Source organism: Aquabacterium soli (genome assembly GCF_003933735.1).
Lineage (GTDB): Bacteria > Pseudomonadota > Gammaproteobacteria > Burkholderiales > Burkholderiaceae_C > Aquabacterium > Aquabacterium soli.
Map to the genome: position 1 here is coordinate 63810 of NZ_RSED01000015.1, position 19286 is coordinate 83095.

At 64.5% G+C, this 19286-nt stretch carries 15 protein-coding genes and 1 pseudogene; 12 read left to right on the forward strand and 4 right to left on the reverse strand.

The features are described 5' to 3' along the window. The 12 genes and pseudogenes from EIP75_RS17345 (at position 1) to EIP75_RS17395 (ending at position 14198) form a co-directional block, all read left to right on the forward strand. Positions 1-1710, forward strand: coding sequence for a GspE/PulE family protein (locus tag EIP75_RS17345; protein ID WP_125244548.1), 1710 nt, complete (start codon positions 1-3; stop codon positions 1708-1710). Between the two features lie 10 nt (positions 1711-1720). Further along, complete coding sequence (locus EIP75_RS17350) at positions 1721-2983, forward strand: type II secretion system F family protein (protein WP_125244549.1); 1263 nt, start codon at positions 1721-1723, stop codon at positions 2981-2983. Positions 2984-3038: 55 nt separating this feature from the next. Next, positions 3039-3446: a type II secretion system protein gene (locus tag EIP75_RS17355; protein WP_125244550.1), complete on the forward strand. Its 408-nt coding sequence runs from the start codon at positions 3039-3041 to the stop codon at positions 3444-3446. Between the two features lie 146 nt (positions 3447-3592). Beyond that, entirely contained in the window at positions 3593-4012 is a 420-nt protein-coding gene (locus EIP75_RS17360) for a type II secretion system protein (RefSeq protein WP_125244551.1), read from the forward strand. 135 nt (positions 4013-4147) lie between these two features. Further along, entirely contained in the window at positions 4148-6946 is a 2799-nt protein-coding gene (locus tag EIP75_RS17365) for a DUF6701 domain-containing protein (RefSeq protein ID WP_125244552.1), read from the forward strand. Then, the gene (locus EIP75_RS17370) at positions 6927-7430 is read left to right on the forward strand and encodes a pilus assembly FimT family protein (protein ID WP_125244553.1); all 504 of its coding nucleotides are present in this window, start codon (positions 6927-6929) and stop codon (positions 7428-7430) included. The genes EIP75_RS17365 and EIP75_RS17370 overlap by 20 nt, the downstream gene beginning before the upstream one ends. Then, a complete protein-coding gene (locus EIP75_RS17375; RefSeq protein ID WP_125244554.1) occupies positions 7420-7896 on the forward strand; it encodes a type IV pilus modification PilV family protein in 477 nt (158 codons plus the stop codon). Before EIP75_RS17370 ends, EIP75_RS17375 begins: the two co-directional genes overlap by 11 nt. Continuing rightward, complete coding sequence (locus EIP75_RS17380; RefSeq protein ID WP_125244555.1) at positions 7893-8798, forward strand: prepilin-type N-terminal cleavage/methylation domain-containing protein; 906 nt, start codon at positions 7893-7895, stop codon at positions 8796-8798. The genes EIP75_RS17375 and EIP75_RS17380 overlap by 4 nt, the downstream gene beginning before the upstream one ends. Further along, positions 8795-9283 carry an MSHA biogenesis protein MshP gene (locus tag EIP75_RS17385; protein ID WP_125244556.1) on the forward strand — a complete coding sequence of 163 codons (489 nt, stop codon included), beginning with the start codon at positions 8795-8797 and terminating at the stop codon, positions 9281-9283. Before EIP75_RS17380 ends, EIP75_RS17385 begins: the two co-directional genes overlap by 4 nt. A gap of 152 nt (positions 9284-9435) precedes the next feature. Further along, positions 9436-10587: pseudogene (locus EIP75_RS25060) on the forward strand (MCP four helix bundle domain-containing protein); the annotation flags it as partial. 187 nt (positions 10588-10774) lie between these two features. Continuing rightward, positions 10775-11269, forward strand: a complete 495-nt coding sequence (locus tag EIP75_RS25065) for a methyl-accepting chemotaxis protein (protein ID WP_274379819.1) — start codon at positions 10775-10777, stop codon at positions 11267-11269. 133 nt (positions 11270-11402) lie between these two features. Beyond that, positions 11403-14198 carry a M16 family metallopeptidase gene (locus tag EIP75_RS17395; RefSeq protein WP_233584925.1) on the forward strand — a complete coding sequence of 932 codons (2796 nt, stop codon included), beginning with the start codon at positions 11403-11405 and terminating at the stop codon, positions 14196-14198. 101 nt (positions 14199-14299) lie between these two features. Here the strand turns inward: EIP75_RS17395 and EIP75_RS17400 are convergent, their stop codons facing one another. The 4 genes from EIP75_RS17400 to EIP75_RS17415 all read right to left on the reverse strand — a co-directional run bounded on the left by EIP75_RS17400 (position 14300) and on the right by EIP75_RS17415 (position 19282). After that, positions 14300-14629 carry an H-NS histone family protein gene (locus tag EIP75_RS17400; protein ID WP_125244557.1) on the reverse strand — a complete coding sequence of 110 codons (330 nt, stop codon included), beginning with the start codon at positions 14627-14629 and terminating at the stop codon, positions 14300-14302. Positions 14630-14943: 314 nt separating this feature from the next. Beyond that, the gene (gene mltB / locus EIP75_RS17405) at positions 14944-15960 is read right to left on the reverse strand and encodes a lytic murein transglycosylase B (RefSeq protein ID WP_233584926.1); all 1017 of its coding nucleotides are present in this window, start codon (positions 15958-15960) and stop codon (positions 14944-14946) included. Positions 15961-16157: 197 nt separating this feature from the next. Then, complete coding sequence (locus EIP75_RS17410) at positions 16158-18275, reverse strand: transglutaminase TgpA family protein (protein ID WP_158622890.1); 2118 nt, start codon at positions 18273-18275, stop codon at positions 16158-16160. Further along, entirely contained in the window at positions 18272-19282 is a 1011-nt protein-coding gene (locus EIP75_RS17415; protein ID WP_158622891.1) for a DUF58 domain-containing protein, read from the reverse strand. The genes EIP75_RS17410 and EIP75_RS17415 overlap by 4 nt, the downstream gene beginning before the upstream one ends. Between the last annotated feature and the right edge of the window lie 4 nt (positions 19283-19286).

A 19286-nucleotide genomic window follows, 5' to 3' on the forward strand; every position in this document is an offset into this window, starting at 1 on the left:
ATGCCCCGTCCACAGCGATTCCGCCTGGGAGACCTGCTGGTCCAGGACCAGCTGATCACCGCCGAGCAGCTCGAATTCGCGCTGGGCGAGCAAAAGCGCAGCGGCCGCAAGCTAGGACGTGTGCTGATCGAGCATGGCTGGATCACGGAGGCGCAGATCGGCAAGGCGGTGGCCCGCCAGCTGCATGCGCCCTACATCGATCTGGCGCACTACCCGCTCAGGCCGGAGCTCGCGCAACTGCTGCCCGAGGCGCATGCCCGCCGGATGCGGGCCATCGTGCTGGACGATCCGCCGTCGGGCCTCATGGTCGGCATGGCCGATCCCACCGACATCTATGCGTTCGACGAGATCGGCCGCCTGCTCAAGCGAAGCATCGACCTGGCCGTCGTGGCCGAGAGCCACTTGCTGGCCGCGCTGGACCGGGTCTACCACAGCACCCAAGAGATCGAAGGGCTGGCCCGTGAGCTGACCAGCGAGCTGGCCGGCGTTGAAAGCGACCTGGGCGACTTGCTGGGGCTGGACACCTCCAGCAACGAGGATGCGCCCGTCGTCCGGCTGCTGTACTCGGTGTTCGAGCAGGCGCTGCGCCAGCGCGCCTCGGACATCCACATCGAACCCCAGGAGAAGCAACTGCGCATCCGCTACCGCATCGACGGTGTCCTGCATGTGCAGACCGAGGCCGATGCCAAGATTGCCAGCGCAGTGGCCCTGCGCCTGAAGCTCATGTCGGGCCTGGACATCTCCGAGAAGCGCCTGCCGCAGGACGGGCGCTTCGCCGTGCGCTTGAAGGACGGCACGGTGGACGTCCGGATCTCGACCATGCCGGCGCAGTACGGTGAATCGGTGGTGATGCGCCTGCTGAGCCAGAGCGCGGGCATCCTCGACCTGGACCGCCTGCGGATGCCGCCACCCATGCTGGACTCCCTGCGCGATGCGCTGGCCAAGCCCAGCGGCATGATCCTGGTGACCGGCCCTACCGGTAGCGGCAAGACCACGACCCTGTATGCCTCCCTGAACGCGCTCAACAGCCCGGAGCGCAAGATCATCACGGTGGAAGATCCGGTGGAATATCGGCTGCCCGGCCTCAACCAGGTGCAGGTGATGGAGAAGATCGAGCTCGACTTCGAGCGTGTGCTGCGGTCGGCCCTTCGGCAGGATCCCGACGTGATCCTGGTCGGCGAGATGCGCGACAAGAACACCGCCGAGATCGGCCTGCGCGCCGCGATGACGGGCCACCTTGTGCTCTCGACCCTGCACACCAACGACGCGGCGTCCACCCCAGCGCGTCTGATCGACATGGGCGTCCCGCGCTGGATGGTGGCCCTGTCGCTCCAACTGGTGGTGGCCCAACGCCTCATCCGCACGCTGTGCAACAACTGCGCCGAACCGACGGCGCCATCGCCCCAGGAGGAGGCCTGGCTGAGGGGGGTGATGGGCACCGAGGTGGACCTGTCGGCCTTGCGCCGTGGTCGTGGCTGCCCCGAGTGCAACCAGACGGGCTATCGCGGGCGCAGCGGTGTCTACGAGTTCTTGCAGATGACGCTACCGCTGATCGAGGCCCTGGGTACCGATGATCACGGAACGTTTGCTCAAGCTGCCCGCAATCAGATGAATGGCAATACCCTTCGCCGTGATGCTGCGCGAATGGTCCTGCAGGGTCGCACCACGGTTGACGAGGCCATGGGCGTGAGCGTGCAGATCGACGAATGAGCGCTATGCCATGAGCCGTTTCGTCTACACCGCACGATCGCCCCTGGGCGTTGTCAACGGGGTGCAGGATGCCGCATCGGCTTCGGCTGTGGCGGACATCCTCTCCTCCAAGGGCCTGACGCCATTGAGCATAAAGCAGGAGGGTGGGGCGGCTGCCTCGCCATCGGGTGCGGCCGGTGCGGCGGCCGCAGGGAGCGGGCAGCTCAGCCTGCCGGCTTTCCTGGCGCCCAAGGTCACGAGCATGGACCTCATGATCTTCACGCGCCAGATACACACCCTGCTCAAGGCAGGCGTGCCGATCCTTCGCGCCCTGGCCGGCCTGCACGACACAGCCAGCAACCCGGCGATGAAGCAGATGGTCTCCGACTTGCGGCGTAGCCTGGAATCCGGCGTCGAGCTGTCATCCTCCATGGCGCTCAACCCCAAGGTGTTCGACAACTTCTACGTGTCGATGATCAAGGTGGGTGAATCGTCCGGCCGACTGGACGAGGTATTCCTGCGGCTGTTCCAGCATCTGGAGTTCGAACTCTTCATGCGGCAGCAGGTCAAATCGGCCCTGCGTTACCCTACTTTCGTGGTCATCGCGATGGTGGCGGCCATCGGCGTGATCAACGTGATGGTGATCCCTGCTTTCGCCGGTGTGTTCAAGAGCTTGGGTGCGGCCCTGCCGCTGCCGACCAAAATCCTGATGGCGACTTCGAGCTTCACCATCAACCATGGCTGGTTGCTGCTGATCGGTGCCGTGGCGGCCTTCTGGGGCTTCAGGATGTGGATCAAGACCCCGCAAGGGCGCATGACCTGGCACCGCTGGCTTCTGAAGATGCCGCTCGTGGGCAACATCGTCAGCAAGGCCGCGCTAGCCCGGTTCGCGCGGGCCTTCGCCCTGTCACTGCGCAGCGGGGTGCCGCTCGAAAGGGCCCTGACCGGGGTGGCCTACACGGCGGACAACGTCTACATGAGCTCCCGCATCGAGGCGCTGCGCGATTTCGTCACCCGGGGCGAATCGCTTGCCCATGCGGCGGCGGTTTCGGGAATCTTCACGCCGATCGTGCTCCAGATGATCGCCATCGGTGAAGAAACCGGCATGGTGGACGATCTGCTGGAGGAAGTGGGCGAGCTGTATGGCAATGAAGTCGAGTACGCGCTCAAGACGCTGTCCCAGCAGGTGGAGCCCATCCTGATCATCTTCCTGGGGGCGGTGGTGCTGGTGCTGGCGCTGGGCGTGTTCCTTCCGATGTGGGATCTGGGCAGTGCGACCATGCACAAGTCGTGAGTTAGGTGTCGAGATGCAGAGAACTTTTGGCGAATTGCGAGGGGCAGAGGCAGGGATGCTGCGCCAGCATGGCTTCACGATGATCGAGCTGATCGTCGTGATCGTGATACTGGGCATCCTGGCCGCCACGGCCCTGCCCAAGTTCGTCGAGATGAGCGACAACGCCAAGGACAGTGCCCTCAAGGGCATGGTGGGCACCGCCACCAATGCCATGATGATCAATTACGGCGGATGCGCAGCCACCTCGCATTCCACCGCCGGGGCCAATGCCGACAAGTGCCGCACCGTGCGCTACTGCGATGACCTGGGTAACCTGCTGCAGGTGCCCATGGACAGTTCGGAGTACACCGTGGCTCACACCGACCTGGGCACCGTCAACAACACCACTGGAACCTGTGTGCTCACTCAGGTGAGCAGCGGCAACACGATGAACTTCGTGGGTATTTCGGCCGGCAATCCGTGATGGGTTCACGGAGTTCCCGCCGATGCTCCGCTAAAGATTTCCGCAATCCGGACGAAAAAACCGCAAAGACCGTGCGTTATCTGAAAAAACAGATCTTCCGCCCTGGCCCATCATTGACTGATCCACCCACCGCGAGGTACCTCGACATGAAACGCAAACAGACAGGCTTCACCATGATCGAACTGATCGTGGTCATCGTCATCCTGGGCATCCTCGCCGCGACGGCGCTGCCAAAGTTCGTCGACATGAGTGGCAACGCCCGGGAGTCGGCCGTGAAGGGCCTGGCAGGCTCGGCCAACAGCGCGATGTCGATCAACTACGCCGGCTGCACGGCCAACAAGAACCAGGCCGCCACAGGCAAGTGCGTCGCGATCACACAGTGCTCCGACGTGTCGGGCATCATGCAGGGCTCAACGGCGGCCGGCAAGATTGCCGAAGGCTACACCGTGACGGGCACGATCGGCACGGGTCTGGGCACCACCGGTACTTGCACCGTCACCTCCGACGACGATTCGACCAAGAAGGCTGATTTCATCGGTATCCGTACCGTCACTGCCTCGCCGTGATCGGCGCCAGCCAGCGCTAGCGAGTGGCTGATGTGGACAGTTTTTCAAAGGCATGCAGGACCAGGGTGTGCCGGATGATGGATGGCCCGGCGCGGTTCGCATAGAACCGTGCCGCAGCCCGCACAAGGGGAAGCCATGCTGAGATCGACAGCCCGTTGTTTTTACAGCCTGGCGCTGGCCGTGTGCATGGGTCTGCTCTGCCAGCAGGCTGCATGGGGGCAGGCATTGGGCCAGTTCCAGGTCTTCACCCTGGGGCAGGGCGGCTACCTCAGTCCCGAAAGCCTTACGGGCCTGCAGACCCTGACGTTCAACACCGGATCGCCGCCGGTGACGGGCACGGGCATCACGGCATCCTCGTCGCTCGGGGCAGGCGGGTTTCTCGCGACGGCCGGGGCGATCAGCTATTCGAGCGTCACGTCGAACGAAGCCAACTTCGACAGCAAGTATTTGCAGATGACGTCGGGCACGGGCGGCTCCACCGGCTCCACGTTCACAGTGAACTTCTCGGGGAGCGGCACCACGTACGTGAGCTTCCTGTGGAACCTGGCGTTCTCCGACGATGTGGAGTATTTGAACGTCAAGTACACCATCAGCAACGGCACGACCACCAGCACGGTGGATGTCGGGAACTGCCCGCAGAAGACGGTGGACTGCATCCCCTACTACGCGACGGATTCCGGCAGCTGGCTGCTGGGGCTGATAGGCAACATCCTGTCCGGCCTCCTGGATTGCGGCGGCCCGGACACGAGCGGAACGGTGCGGCTGAGCTACAAGCCTCCGGCAGGCTACAAGATCACCAAGATGGAAGCCGTGGCCAAGCGCAATGCGGCTGGCCTGCTGTGCCTGGGGCAGCGCAACAACGCGTTCAAGATCGACAACTTCAGCTACGTCGACCCGGGATCGGTGCCCAGCCTGCACAGCCTGCGCCTGTCGACCACCTCCTCCCCCGGCCTGACCTGTACGCCCACGAGCTTCACGATCAAGGCCTGTGCCAACAGCGACTGTTCGACGCCGTACACCTCCGGCGTGACCGGGACCTTCACCTTGACGGGCACCGGCACGGCCAATCCCTCCAGTATCAGCTTCACGACCTCGTCCGACAACGATGCGAGTGCGACGGTGTCGTCGCAGATCACCACCGTCGGGACCATGACGGCCGGGGTCACGGTCACGGGCACCCCGGGTGTCAGCTGCGGCACGGGCCTGACACAGGGCACGGGCGCCACCTGCAATGTCTCGACGGTCAACTCGGCCCTGTTGCTGTCCGTGCCCAACCACGCCTCGGAAGTGCAGCAAGTGCTCACCGTGTCGGCGATCAAGGCCGACGACAGCAACACCAAGTGCGTGCCGGCCTTCGCCAATGGCACGGCCAAGAGCATCAATTTCAAGTGCGCCTACTCGAACCCGACCACGGGGTTCGTGCCCGTGCGGGTAGCCGACAAGGCCTTGAACAACGGCAACAACGCCGGGGCAGCCTGCGATGCCACCGGGCAGAGCGCTAGCCTGACGTTCAATTCGGGTGTGGCCACTGCCAAGTTCCAGTACGCCGATGTCGGCCGTATGGACCTGAGTGCCTCCTACACCGGACCGACCAGCGGCACCAGCTCCGACAAGAACCTGATCATGACGGGAAGCACGAGTGTCACGGTCGTCCCCGCATCCTTCCGTGTCGACAATGTCACTACGGGCGCCATCAAGGCTGGAGAACCCTTCTCGGCCACCGTGACTGCCGTGAACAGCGCCGGCGCGACGACGCGTAACTTCGGCAGCGAGACCTCGCCCGCCACCGTAACGATGAGCTTGTCCAAGACCAAACCCACGGGGCCTGGCACCAGCGCAGGCACCCTGACCGGCGGACCGACCACCTTCAAGAACGTGAGCAACGTGGGGGTGGGCGTTGGTGTGGCCTCGAACCTGGCCTGGAGCGAGGTGGGCTATGGCCTCGTCAACGCGGATCTGACGGGCGGCACCTACCTGGGCGTGGCGTCGTCGGCAACCGGTTCATCGGCCAGTGCGGCCGGGCCCTTCGTTCCCCACCGTTTCAAGGTGTCCTCGGTGTCGGCCTGTGTTTCGCCCGCGCCTTCGACGGCTGCCTTCACCTACAGCGGCCAGCCCTTCGAGACCACGGTGACGGCCGTGAACTCGGCCGGCGACATCACCATCAACTACGACAAGTCGGCCACCACGGTAGACCCGCAAGCCAAGGCGGTGGCGCTCGTCGCCACCGGCGCCGCGGGCACCCTGGCCAATGCCAGCGTCAGCGATACGGCCTTCGTTCTGGGACGCGCCAGCCTCGCAGGCACCGCCGCGCCATCGTTCACCTTCGGCACCAAGGCCACGGCGCCCACGACGATCACCTTGAACGCGACCGAGGCCTCCGGCAGCAGCCCAGTCACCTCTGTCGGCATGGCTGCCTCACAGGGCTCGGTGGCCCTGCGCAGCGGCCGGCTGAAGATATCGAATGTTTTCGGCTCCGGGAAGCAGTCGCTCGACATGCCGGTCCAGTTGCAGTACTGGACGGGCAACGTCTGGGCAGTCAATGCCATCGACGTCTGCTCCGGTGCAAAGTTCACCAATGCGGCCACGGTGGTCAGGGCGGCCTACAAGGACAGCAAGGGCAATGCCAGCAGCGACTGGAGCACGACACCCGCCTGGGGCAGCTTCACCAATGGCAACGGAAAGATCACTTTCTCTCCGCCGCCGGCATCCACACCGGCCAAGACTGGGAGCGTCGACATCGCCATCAACCTCGGTAGCGCCACGACCGACCTGTCCTGCCTCAGCGCGCACCCTGCGAGCACAGGGGCCGGCATGCCGTGGCTGCGGTCGGCCTATGGCAGCTGCGGCAGCCTGAACGATCCCTCCGCCCGCGTGACCTTCGGTGTCTACAGCCCCGAATCCAGCAAGACCGTCCATGCGAGAGAACTCTATTGAGCGACGCGCGCCCGCTGCACTGATCCCGGCCCGGGGCTTCACGCTGCCTGAACTGGTGATCGTGATGATCCTGGCTGGGCTGATGGCGGCGTTTGCTCTGCCCAAGTTTGATGCAGCCCTGTCGCTGCGCAACGATGCCTGGAAGGACCAAGTGCAGGCCGCGATGCGCTATGCGCAAAAGACGGCGGTCTCCCACAGGCGCCTGGTGTGCGCCACCGTCACCACGACGTCGATCACGCTGACCATTTCGACGACGAGGGGCGCAGCCTGTACCGCCGGTCTGGCGGGCCCGGGTGGCGGGCTGGTCGAGTCCAGCGACTCGTCCGATGTGACGGTCACCTTGTCGCCATCGGGCGTGATCTATTTCCAGCCTGACGGGCGGGTCACTTCGGACGAGGCAGGGAGCACCGCGACCACCCGCACGTTCAGTTTCACCGGCGCTTCCAGCCTGGTGCTGTACGGGGAGACCGGCTATGTGGAGTGATCTCCGCCCGGCCGGCCGCGGTGGCAGCAGGGGCTTCACGCTCATCGAGATGCTGCTGGCCATCGTCATCATCGGTGTTGGGCTCGCCGGCGTACTGATGGCCTTCAGCGTCACCGCGCGCTACAGCGCCGACCCGCTCGTTGCCAAGCAGTTGCTGGCCATCGCCGAAGGGATGATGGAGGAGATCGAGCTCAAGCCTTATGCGGTGGCCAACGGGGCCGCGTCCACCTCCACGTGCTCGCGCGCGGATTTCGACGACGTGTCCGACTACAACGGCTACACCGACAAGCCGATCTGCAACATCGACGGCTCCAGCATCGCGTCGCTGGCGGGTTACACCGTCAGTGTCTCGGTGAGCGACGTTACGCTGGATGGCGTCGGTGCCAAGAAGATCGTCGTCTCCGCTCGATTCGGCAGCGGCAGCCCCCTGGTGCTCGTGGGCTGGCGCACGGGGTATGCGCAATGAGCCGGGCCTGGCGCACTCCCACCCGTGCGGCCCGTGGCTTCACCCTGGTCGAGCTGGTCATCGTGATCGTCATCACGGCGATCGTGGCGGTGTCGGTGGCACTGGTGGTCAGGCCCGCCCTCGACGCCTACATCGATGCCAAGGGGCGCGCCGATGTGAGCGACCAGTCCGATCTGGCACTGCGGCGAATGCTGCGCGACGTTCGCCAAGCCGTGCCCAATTCCATCCGCATTCCTGAGACAAGGTGCTTCGAGCTGGTGCCCACCAGCGGTGGCGGACGCTACCGGATGGACAAGGACATCGTGAAGGACGCCGGCTGCACGGGCACCGGCTGCTCCGCGCCTGTGGATTCCTCCGCCGTCACGTCGGCGTTCGACAGCCTGACGCCGCTGTCCGCCACACCGTCCGCGGGGGACTGGGTGGTCATCAACAACCAGAACACGGGGGATGTGTATTCGGGAGTCAACAGGTCGGATCTCATGGCAGTGCCCACGGCACCCGCAGCGGCAGAAGCCTGGCAGGGGCGCATGCGTCTGGCCATCAACCCGAAGCAGTTTCCGACGGGCTATGACGGCGGGCGCTTCCTGATCGTTCCGAACAACCAAAAGGCCGTGTTCTACGTGTGCAGCGGCGCGGATGGCTCGGTGGATGCCAACGGAGACGGCAAGGGCACGCTGTTCCGCGTCAGGAACTACGGCTTCAACGCGGCCTACCCCAGCAGTTGCCCGTCGACCACCGGTGCCGACGTGCTTGCCCGGCGCCTCAAGAGCTGCACCTTCGTGTACGACGCGAACGCCGGCGCGACCCAGCAAAGTGGCTATATCTGGCTCACGCTCGAAGTGTCCCGCAACCATGAGACGGCGAGCCTGGCGGTGGGTGCGCACGTGATGAACACGCCATGAGCTCACACCATCGTCCTGGATACGGAAAAAAGAGCGGGGCTTTTCAGCACGGGTTCGGTGCCCTCGCGGCCATTCTGGTCACGGTGCTGTTGGCCCTGCTGGCCGCTGCGGTGGTGCGGCTGAGCGGCGGTTCGCAGATGAGCTTTGCTCAAGACATTGCGAGCGCACGTGCTCTGCGGGCGGCGAACGCCGGGGCGGAGTGGGGTCTGGACCGGGCCTTCCGCGGCGTGTGGAAAACAGGCTGCTCGAATGCTACCCAGACGCTGGACCTGCGTGCCGACACGGATTTCATCGTGACGGTGACCTGCAATGCCACCACGTTCAACGAAGGGGACGATGGCACGGGCTCGGCGCAGGCGCTCATGGTCTACACGATCAGCGCGGTGGCCTGCAACGGCAGTGGGGCGACCTGCCCGGACAATGCGAGCGCGGCGCGCGCCACCTACATCGAGCGCGAGCGCCTGGTCCAGGCCACGAACCGATGAAAATTGACGGTTCAGGGGTGCTTCTTCAGTTTCCGACGCCCTGGCCGATAACAGGGCATGTACGTCCGTCCTGACGTCCACATTGCCGCAAGTCTCCGCAGTCCTGGGTCTCGTGTGGCAAACGCCATCTACATGAGTCACAGGAGCAACGCATGAATTTCCTGCAGCAGTTCAAGGTGGGCACCAAGCTCGCCTTGGGGTTCGGTGCTGTCCTGGCCGCCATCCTGGTGGTCGCCAGCTTCTCGATCTATCAGCTCTCGCTGATCAGCGACCGATCGCAAGAGATCGCCACCGTGCACCTGTCCGGCGTCCGTGATGCCTTGCTGATCAGCGAATCGGCCACCCGCTACCGCGTGCGCGAATACCGCCTGGCGATGACCAAGCCGGAGGACATCGAAAAGGTTGCTCAACGCATGGAAGCCGCCGTCGAAGCAGTGAACAAGCACCGCAAGAGCTACGAAGCCTCTATCGCCGGTGCCGATGAGCGCGCGCTGTACGACGAGTTCGTCAAGCGCTGGGAGGCCTACCGTACCACCAGTCAGTCCATGAAAGCCAAGCTGCAGGCTGACGACCGGGAAGGCGCCATGGCCGTGATGACCTCGGAGAGCCTCAAGACCTTCGATGCGGTGGTGGAGTCGCTCAAGGCCATGAGCGAGTTCAACGACAAGTCGGCCCAGGCGGCCAGCGAAGAGGCTGCCACCATGGCTGCACGCGCACGCAACCTGATCGTCGGTGTCGTGGCGGTGGCCTTGCTGCTGGGCGTGTGCCTCAGCGTGGGCATCTCCCGTGCCGTGACGCGCCCTTTGCGCGGCGCCCTGGCCCTGGCCCAGGCTGTGTCCGACGGTGATCTCACGCACAGCCTGAAGGCTTCCGGCGACGACGAGTTGGCCAAGCTCTCGCGGGCCCTGGTCAAGATGGTGGACCAGTTGCGCTCAGTGGTGGGCGAGGTGCGCGGCGGTGTGCATGCCGTGTCCATGGCCTCTGGCGAGATTGCCGCGGGCAGCCACAACCTGTCGGCCCGCACGGAAGAAGCGGCCGCCAGCCTGCAGGAAACAGCATCGGCCATGGAAGAGCTGACCGGCACGATGAGCCATGCCGCCGACACGGCGCAGCAGGCCAATCAACTGGCATCCCACGCGACCGGATCGGCGCAGCGCGGCGGCGAAGTGGTTTCCCGCGTGGTGAGCAACATGGGCCAGATCACGGATTCGTCGCGCAAGATCTCCGACATCATCGGGGTGATCGATGGCATCGCCTTCCAGACCAACATCCTGGCGCTGAACGCCGCAGTGGAGGCCGCACGTGCCGGTGAGCAGGGGCGCGGCTTTGCGGTGGTGGCCGGCGAGGTTCGCACGCTGGCCCAGCGCAGCGCGCAGGCGGCCAAGGAAATCAAGCAACTGATCACCGAGTCTGTCGAGACGGTGGAGTCCGGCTCGCGCCTNGCAGGCGGCCAAGGAAATCAAGCAACTGATCACCGAGTCTGTCGAGACGGTGGAGTCCGGCTCGCGCCTGGTGAAGGATGCGGGCCAGGTGATGGAAGAGATCGTCTCCAGCGTGCAGCGTGTCACCGACCTGATGGGCGAGCTCGCCGCCGCCTCTTCGGAGCAGAAGAACGGCATTGGGCAGATCAACATCGCGGTGACCCAACTGGACCAGGTCACGCAGCAGAACTCGGCACTGGTCGAGGAAACTGCCGCAGCGGCCTCTTCGCTCAGCGAGCAGGCCAAGCGGCTGAACACGGTGGTGTCTGTGTTCAAGGTGGGCACCGAAGGAGGCCAGGCGGATCCGTCATCGGCCGATGCCGTGACGCGCCAGGTGATCCACCGGGCCAAAAGCCCGAGCCCGGCCGCACGCCCTGTGGCGCCGCCGAGCCGGCCTGCGGTGCCCGCCATGAGCAAGTCGCCTGCAGCCAGAGCAACGGCCTTGCCCCCGGCCCGGCCCGCTGCCACGGCAGCGGCCAGTTCGGACGACTGGGAAACCTTCTGATTCAGCCCTGAATGGGGGTGCGCAGTGGGGCGCGGGAACCTTTCAAGGCAGGCCCTACACTGACACGAAGCTTCGTGTCATACGGGCCTTCGGGCCCTTTCTTGTGCCCATGCCCCTTCACCATGCTCGCGCCATGCGCCCTCAGGCCGTCCGGCCTGCCTTCGTTGTTCTGTCCTCCATCGGACTGGCCTGTGCCCTGGCCTTGATGCCGCGCCTGGCCGACGCCGCCACGCGACCGTCGACCGCTGCGGCGAAACCATCCGCCAAAGCGGCACAGGCCCCGGTGGCCATCACCAGCGTGGAAGGCGTCGCCGAGTACCGCCTGCCCAATGGCCTGCAGGTGCTGCTGGTTCCGGATGATGCCAAGCCCACCACCCTGGTCAACATGACCTACCGCGTGGGCTCGCGCTACGAGAGTTATGGTGAGACCGGCATGGCCCACCTGCTGGAGCACCTGCTGTTCAAGGGGTCGCCCCGCCATCCACAGGTCTGGGCCGAGTTCAGCAAGCGCGGGCTGAGTGCCAACGGCAGCACCACCTTCGACCGCACCAACTACTTCGCCAGCTTCGCCGCCAACGATGACAACCTGCGCTGGTACCTGCAGTGGCAGGCCGACGCCATGGTCAACAGCTTCATCGCGCGCAAGGACCTCGATTCCGAGATGACCGTGGTGCGCAACGAGATGGAGATGGGCGAGAACAGCCCCGGCCGCATCCTGTTCGAGAAGACCCTGGCCGGCATGTACCAGTGGCACAACTACGGCAAATCCACCATCGGCGCGCGCACCGATGTGGAAGGCGTTGACATCACCCGCCTGCAGGCCTTCTACAAGAAGTACTATCAGCCGGACAACGCCACGCTCATCATCACGGGCAAGTTCGACCAGGCCAAGGTGCTGGCCTGGGTCCAGGAATTCTTTGGTCCGTTGCCACGTCCCAAGACCAAGCCTGCGCCCATGTACACGCTCGATCCTGTGCAGGATGGCGAGCGCAGCGTCACCTTGCGCCGTGTGGGGGGCGTGCCGCTGATCTATGCGGGCTACCACGTCGCCCCAGCGGCATCGCCGGATTACGCCGCGGTCGAGCTGATCAACCTGGTACTGGGCGACACGCCATCGGGGCGTCTGCACAAGCAATTGACCGAGCAGCAACTGGCCGCGTCGGTGTTCTCCTTCTCCGAAGGACTGGCCGACCCGGGCTTCATGATCCTGGGGGCCCAACTGGGCCCTGAGCAAAGCGTGGACAAGGCGCGTGACGCCTTGACGAGGGCGGCTGAATCGCTCGAACGCGAGCCGATCACAGCCGATGAACTGGAACGGGCCCGTGCCAAGTGGCTCAAGGCTTGGGACATGGGTTTTGCCGATCCTCAGCAAGTGGGGGCAGGGCTTTCCGAATCCGTGTCCCAGGGCGATTGGCGCCTGTTCTTCCTGATCCGTGACCGCGTCAAGGCGCTCACGCTGGCCGATGTGCAGCGCGTGGCCAGGCAGGTGCTGGTGTCTTCCAACCGAACCCTGGGCGAGTACATCCCCACGGCGGCGCCTGAGCGGGCGCTTGCGCCGGCTCGCGTGGATGTTTCGGCCCAGTTCAAGGATTTCAAACCTGCGGCCCAGGCGGCTCAGGCCGAAGCCTTCGACGCCAGCCCAGCCAACATCGATGCCCGCACCCAGCGCTTCTCACTGGAGCCAGGCCTCAAGGTGGCATTCCTGCCCAAGGCTTCCCGGGGCGAGGCGGTCAAGGCCGTGCTGACATTGCGCTATGGCGATGAGCAATCGCTCAAAGGATGGGGCGAAACGCCTTCAGCGCTGGCCGAACTGCTGGACAAGGGCACGGCTGGTCTGAGCCGGCAACAGGTGCAGGACAAGCTCGATGCCCTGCAATCGGAGGTGAGTGTCAGTGCGGGTGATGGGTCCCTGAGTGTGAGCATCGAATCACGCCGGGAGCACCTGCCTGCCGTGATCGCCCTGGTAGGTCAGTTGCTCAGGAAGCCGGCGCTGCCTGCCGATGTGCTCGAAGAAGTGCGTCGTCAGGCGCTTTCAGCGGTGGCCAGCCAGCGCAAGGAGCCCGGTGCCGTGGTGTCCAACGCCGTGGCCAGGCATGGCAACCCTTATCCACTGGGTGATGTGCGCTATGCCCGCACCTTTGACGAGATCGAGACAGACTGGAAGACGGTGTCCATCGAGCGCGTGCGTGCGTTCCATGACCAGTTCCTGAGCGCATCCCACGGCGAGTTTGCGGCCGTGGGCGACTTCGACCCCGCCGCGGTGCGCATGGCCCTGGCCGATGCATTCAAGGGCTGGAGCTCCGCCGCGCCCTATGCCCGTGTGCCCAATCCTCTGGTGAATGTGCCTGCCACACGGCTGGTTCTACCGACCCCCGACAAGCAGAACGCCACGCTGACCGTGGCACAGACGGTGCCCTTGAGCGACCGTGACGACGATTATCCGGCGCTGACCCTGGCCAATTACCTGCTCGGTTCGGGCGGGGATTCCCGCCTGTGGAACCGAATTCGCGAGAAAGATGGTTTGTCCTACAGCGTCTACAGCTACGTGGACTGGAATACCGTCGAATCCAATTCGGCCTGGGTGGCCTCTGCGATCTTCGCGCCGCAGAACCTGGACAAGGTGGAAAAGGCATTGAATGAAGAGGTGAACAGGGCCCTTGCCCAGGGCTTCACACAGACTGAGCTGGACGCCGGCAGAAAAGGCCTGCTCAATTATCGCCGCTTGTCTCGGGCTCAGGATGGGCGACTGGCCGCTGCGTGGGCCAGCAACCTCTACCTTGGGCGCACCTTCGCAGAGTCTGCCCGCGTGGATGCGGCGCTGGAATCGCTCACCTTGGAGCAGGTCAATGCGGCATTGCGCAAGTATGTCAAGCCTAGTCAGTTCGTGATCGGGATCGGCGGGGATTTCAAAACCTCACCGAAACCTTGATGGGTATGGATGCATGAAACAAAAAAGCCGCAGCACATGCTGCGGCTTTTTTGCCTGGCCTTGGTCGGCTGGAGGGCGCAGCCGAAAAGGCACTCAGGCGATCAGATGGCGAAATCTTCGAGCTTCTTGCCGGAAGCCAGGGCGCCAGCCACCCACTTGGGTTGCAGTCCACGGCCGGTCCAGGTTTCACCCGTGGCAGCGTTGCGGTACTTGGGGGCCACCTTGCGGCCAGCGCTGGCCGAGGGTGCCTTGGCAGGCTTGCCGCCACCCAGGTCAGCAGCAGTCAGGCCGTGCTCGGCCATCAGCGTTTTGATCTGGTTGATGACACCAGCGCGCTCCGTGCGGCGTGCGTCGGTCAAAGCCTTTTCCAGTTCAGCGGCTTGTTTTTCCAGGGCGGCCTTTTGAGCCAGAAGATCTTGATAGGAAGACATTGTGATGGTCCTTGTAGGTAACACCTGCACCCGCGGGTGTGCAGTGGCGATCAATCAGCCGGTGTGGTTTGGAATTGAGAAACCTCGCATCAAACCTGAGAGCAGATTCTATACATAAAGTATTCGGCAGGGCAATTATAACTTGCAAATTGAAACCATAAGAAATGGCTCCGAACTCGGCCTGGAATTGATGTGCCAGCGCAGACGTTATGGAGCTCAGGGACATTCGAAATGCCTTCCATGACGCATCTGGTTGAATGGGGCTTATTGGTGCCGTCCCTGGTGAGCTGGGTGCGCTGAACTGGGGGGAATATTCATTTGTTTACACGGGCAGTCGCCCGAACGGCCTGTCCGAGTTCTATCACTGCCAGTGCGTAATAGCTGGACTGGTTGTACCGGGTGATGGCGTAGAAATTGTCGGTACCAGCCACATAAGTAGGTTCTGCTCCTGCGTTGTGAAGCATCACCAAGGCAAGCAGCCCGCGGTGGTTTTGCCCCACCTGGCTGAGTTGGGCGCCAGCCTGTTGCATTTCAGCAGCGGTGAAACTGGGCACGATGTCCGGCTGCAGCAAGGCTGTACGGGCTTTTTCATCCCCAGGAGGCACAACCGCGTAATGGGTGGGCAGATCGCGTTGCCATCCATGCTGCGCAAGGAAATTGGCGACGCTGCCGATGGCATCTGCAGTGCTGCCGCGAAGATCAATGTGCCCATCACCATCGAAATCCACCGCATAGCGGCGGATAGAGCCAGGCATGAACTGGGGCAGGCCGATGGCGCCGGCAAATGAGCCGAGCACCTGGGTCGGGTCTTCACCTTGTTCCGCGCACAGCTTGAGGAACTGCCCGAGTTCGTCCTGGAAATAGGGGCTGCGGTCGCTGCGCCCCGTTGGAAAGTCCAGGCTCAAGGTGGCAAGCGCATCCAGCACGCGTGTGTTGCCGGTGTAGCGGCCATAAATGGTCTCGACGCCGATCACACCCGCGATGATGTCCATCGGCACCCCATAGGTGGATTGAGCTCGTTGCAAGGTGGTCTCGTTGGCCTTCCAGAAGGCAACCCCTGCACGGATTCGGATGGGCTCGATGAAACGGGCGCGGTAGGCCCCCCAGTTCTTGGCGCCTGGATTGGCGGCCGGCATGACCAAGCGCCGGACCGAGTCCAGTACCCGGGCTTGAGCCAGTACCGAGGCTGTCCATTGCGGATCGAGCTGATGGCGATCGGAGATGAGCGTAGCCAGGGTTGCCGCATCGCTGCGGTGGGCATAACTGTCGGGCGTGGGGTTGAGGGCCAGCGGCGTGGATTGGAGCGTCGCCGCTGGTGTCACTGCCTGCACTTCCGTGGAGTCGATCGCGCTGTGCGGCGCTGATGCGGCGGCGGCGGCCGGTGCGGGCGTCGGATTGGCGGGGGCATGCGGTGTGCCGCATGCCATGAGGCCGATGCTCAGTGCGGCAATTCCCGGCCAGAGGGCCCAGCGTGCGCCTTGTAGGCTGGAGGGGCGGGCGAAGCATCGAGGGTCGGATGGGGCGTGAATCATGTTCTGGAGTGTGCCGCAGAGGCGAGCGCCGCTGTCGGGCGGGACAGCGCTTCGATCTGCTTGACGAGCGACAACCATTGAGATGGTTGTGAGGTTTGAGCGGCAGTGCCGGTCGGGCCGTAGCGCAGCGCATCAAGCTCGTGGAGCAGGCGAAGCAGTGCTTCTTGCTCACCCGTGCGGGGCTCGGGCCAGGAGGCGAGCAGGGCCACCCGCCATGCGGAGGCGGCAGCGGGTTCGGGGCCCGTAGGCGGAGCGACCGGCCACTGCGTCAAGGCTTTGTGCATGCGGCGCAGCGCTTTGTCCCAGGGCTGATGTGGTGTGCGCTCTCGCGTCCACCAGGCCAATACAGCAGCCCCAAGACCCGTGAGTCCCAATCCCCAAGCCAGTGCCTGGCCCAGGCTCTGGAAGTCGGGCTGCTGCCATCCCAGAGATTTCAGCAGGTTCATCTGCTGACCTCGGGAATACTGCAGCACCCACACGTTCCAGCGGTTGTCCACGGCATCCCACATGTCCCTGAGCCTTTGCAAAGCACTTGAATCGAGTTGGCTCAAGGGGCCAGGCAGTCCGGCAAAGGGGCGTGGGCGGGGGGCGCGTTGAACGCGCTCCGGCGCCACAGCGGCTGTTGGATCGGCGCGAACCCAGCCCCGGCCGGGTTGCCAGAACTCTGCCCACGCATGGGCACTGCTGTTGCGTACGATGTACTGGCCATCGACAGGATTGAGTTCAGCGCCCTGGTAGCCCGTTACCACGCGAGCCGGTACGCCCATCGCCCGCATGACGACCACGAAGCCGGTGGCGAAATGCTCGCAGAAACCTTCTTTGCGGTCCATCCAGAAGTCGTCAATCAGGTGGGGAGTCTGCTGTGCGGGCAGGCCCGGGCTCAAGGTGTAGCTGTACCTTGCAGTCCGGATGTGGTTCATCACGGCGCTTACCAGCAACTGAGGGGCAGAGGCTGCTGCATCGGGGTGTCGGGCTTGCACCTCAGCAAGCAATTGGGTGGCCCAGGCTTGTGTGCGGGGATTCACGCCCTGAGGAAGCCGCGTCCAATGGCGTCGCAGCTGCGGGCGCAATTCTTCCGTCCATTGCCAGCGAGGCCAGGCTTGGGCCTGCAGGATCAGGCGTTCGCCACGGCCCCCGCGGCGTATCCATTCGATTCCATGCTGCTGAACGGTCAATCGGTCGCTGCCACCGGCGGACACCATGGCCTTGCCCGTGCCTTCCAGCAATGGCAACACGGGCAAGGAGGATGGCTCAATGGTGATCTCGTAACTTTGAGGCGCTCCACTCAGTTGCGGTTTGGCCAATGCAGGAGCTCCTGGTTCCCACACCAAGCCGTTGAAATTGTCGAGCGTGGGCCCGCGGAAGTACATCTGCTCGGGAGGCGGCGGTGTGCTGGAGAAACGCACGCGCAGGGCAATGGAGTCATCCAGGGCCAGTTCGGCCACTTGCCCGAGCGTGAGCGTGTCTGACAGCCCTGTGCGGCCGTTGGCGTCGGTGGGTAAGGCCCACAGCGGACCGAAACGCGGAAACAACGCGAACAGAACCACCATCAAGGGCAGGCCCCAAAGCATTGCCCTAAGGGCATCTCGCCCCACTTCGGCGATCGGGGGGCGGCCCAGTGGCCTCTGACCCATCACCAGCGCTGTCAACAGGCCCCAGACGGCCCCGAGCATCAGCACGGCCGTGCCGATGCCCTGGTTGTAAAAGAACTGGGTGAGGATCAGGAAGAAGCCAAGATAAAGGCAGACCAGGCTGTCACGGCGCGCCTTCAGCTCCAGGCACTTGAGCGTGGCCAGTACCACCACCAGTGTGATGCCGGCCTCCCGCCCGATCAACGTTCGATAAGTCAGCCAGGTCATGATCAGCAAGGCGACGAGCATGAGTGCCAGCAGCCAGCGCGAGGGCAGTTTGCCGTCGGTCCAGGCCAGCCTTGCGCGCCATGCCAGGGCGATGCCCGCACCCAGGTTGGCCCACCAAGGCAGGCGGGTGGCATGAGGCAGCAGCACCAGGGCCAGCATGCCGAGCAGCCAGAAGGTGTCGCGTCCTTCTCTCGTGAGGGCGTGCCAGCGCTGGTGCAGTTCGATCCACCAGGTTTTGGGGCGCCAGTGGATCATGCTGTTCCCCATGTGGCCAGGGTGTCCAGGCAGTGCTGCAGATGCTGTGGGCCGTGGGCAGGGCCGAGTGTGCAGTCCGGTAGCCGCAGGCCGTAGGGTTGCCCCAGGTCGAGCGCGCGCTGTTCAGCCATCACGAGCCAGGACGCCAGACGACTGAGGCGAGCTTCCAGCGGCAGGCCCTGGGCCTGCTCCCATTCGACCCAGCACTCCTGGTGGGGGCGAAGCGAGGCTTCCCGGCTCACAGGGGCCAACCCGCTGGCCAGCCGCGTGGCTGACTTCTTCCAGGCGATCGAGCGCAAGGTGTCGCCGCGGCGCCAGGGCCGCAGTCCATCGGGCATGTCGACTGGCCGGGATGCGGCCGCCGAGCGCGACCCGCCGTCGGTATCGCTGTCCGGCAGGGGCGGGGCATGAGGGTCCAGGGCAGGCCACACCAGCACCTGCTGACGCGCCCGCCAATAGGCCCAGGCACGGAACAGGCCCAGCGGATACGTGGTCTGTATGCGCAGCCTTGGCAACTCCAGCCAGCCGCGCCGTTGAGCGGCCAGCGGCACGAGCACGGTGCTTTGATGGCCACGGGCTACTTCACCTGGCACGTCGGATGGCAGGGTACCGTCGTCCTCGCCAACCGCATGCAGTGTCAAACCGAAGCGTCCGCGGTGCAGGGTGGTGGCGTCCAGTCGCACTGGCATGGACAGGCTCTGGCCAGCGTGCACGCTGGCCATGCTGCCCAGCGAGAGCGTCAGCCCACGCAGATTGGCATGAGTCAGCCACATGGCCGACAGGCCCACACCGCCGAGCAGGAAGGCCAGGGCGTAGGCCAGGTTGAGCTGTTCATTGATGGCGGCCAGCAGCAGAACCGTCACGACGACGGCGTATCCCAGGCCGCCTTTGCTGGGCAGGATGTAGACAGTGCGCTGCGTGAGGGTCAGTTGGTCCTGGCGGGGAGAGCGTGCATTGCTCCAGTCCCGCCAGCGGCGCCGCCAGCCCGAAAAAACGCGCCTGGCCATGAGC

Coding starts and splice junctions, on each gene's coding strand:
- EIP75_RS17345 (WP_125244548.1), top strand. CDS start 1: ATGCCCCGTCCACAGCGATTCCGCCTGGGAGACCTGCTGGTCCAGGAC.
- EIP75_RS17350 (WP_125244549.1), top strand. CDS start 1,721: ATGAGCCGTTTCGTCTACACCGCACGATCGCCCCTGGGCGTTGTCAAC.
- EIP75_RS17355 (WP_125244550.1), top strand. CDS start 3,039: ATGCTGCGCCAGCATGGCTTCACGATGATCGAGCTGATCGTCGTGATC.
- EIP75_RS17360 (WP_125244551.1), top strand. CDS start 3,593: ATGAAACGCAAACAGACAGGCTTCACCATGATCGAACTGATCGTGGTC.
- EIP75_RS17365 (WP_125244552.1), top strand. CDS start 4,148: ATGCTGAGATCGACAGCCCGTTGTTTTTACAGCCTGGCGCTGGCCGTG.
- EIP75_RS17370 (WP_125244553.1), top strand. CDS start 6,927: ATGCGAGAGAACTCTATTGAGCGACGCGCGCCCGCTGCACTGATCCCG.
- EIP75_RS17375 (WP_125244554.1), top strand. CDS start 7,420: ATGTGGAGTGATCTCCGCCCGGCCGGCCGCGGTGGCAGCAGGGGCTTC.
- EIP75_RS17380 (WP_125244555.1), top strand. CDS start 7,893: ATGAGCCGGGCCTGGCGCACTCCCACCCGTGCGGCCCGTGGCTTCACC.
- EIP75_RS17385 (WP_125244556.1), top strand. CDS start 8,795: ATGAGCTCACACCATCGTCCTGGATACGGAAAAAAGAGCGGGGCTTTT.
- EIP75_RS17395 (WP_233584925.1), top strand. CDS start 11,403: ATGCGCCCTCAGGCCGTCCGGCCTGCCTTCGTTGTTCTGTCCTCCATC.
- EIP75_RS17400 (WP_125244557.1), bottom strand. CDS start 14,629: ATGTCTTCCTATCAAGATCTTCTGGCTCAAAAGGCCGCCCTGGAAAAA.
- EIP75_RS17410 (WP_158622890.1), bottom strand. CDS start 18,275: ATGATCCACTGGCGCCCCAAAACCTGGTGGATCGAACTGCACCAGCGC.
- EIP75_RS17415 (WP_158622891.1), bottom strand. CDS start 19,282: ATGGCCAGGCGCGTTTTTTCGGGCTGGCGGCGCCGCTGGCGGGACTGG.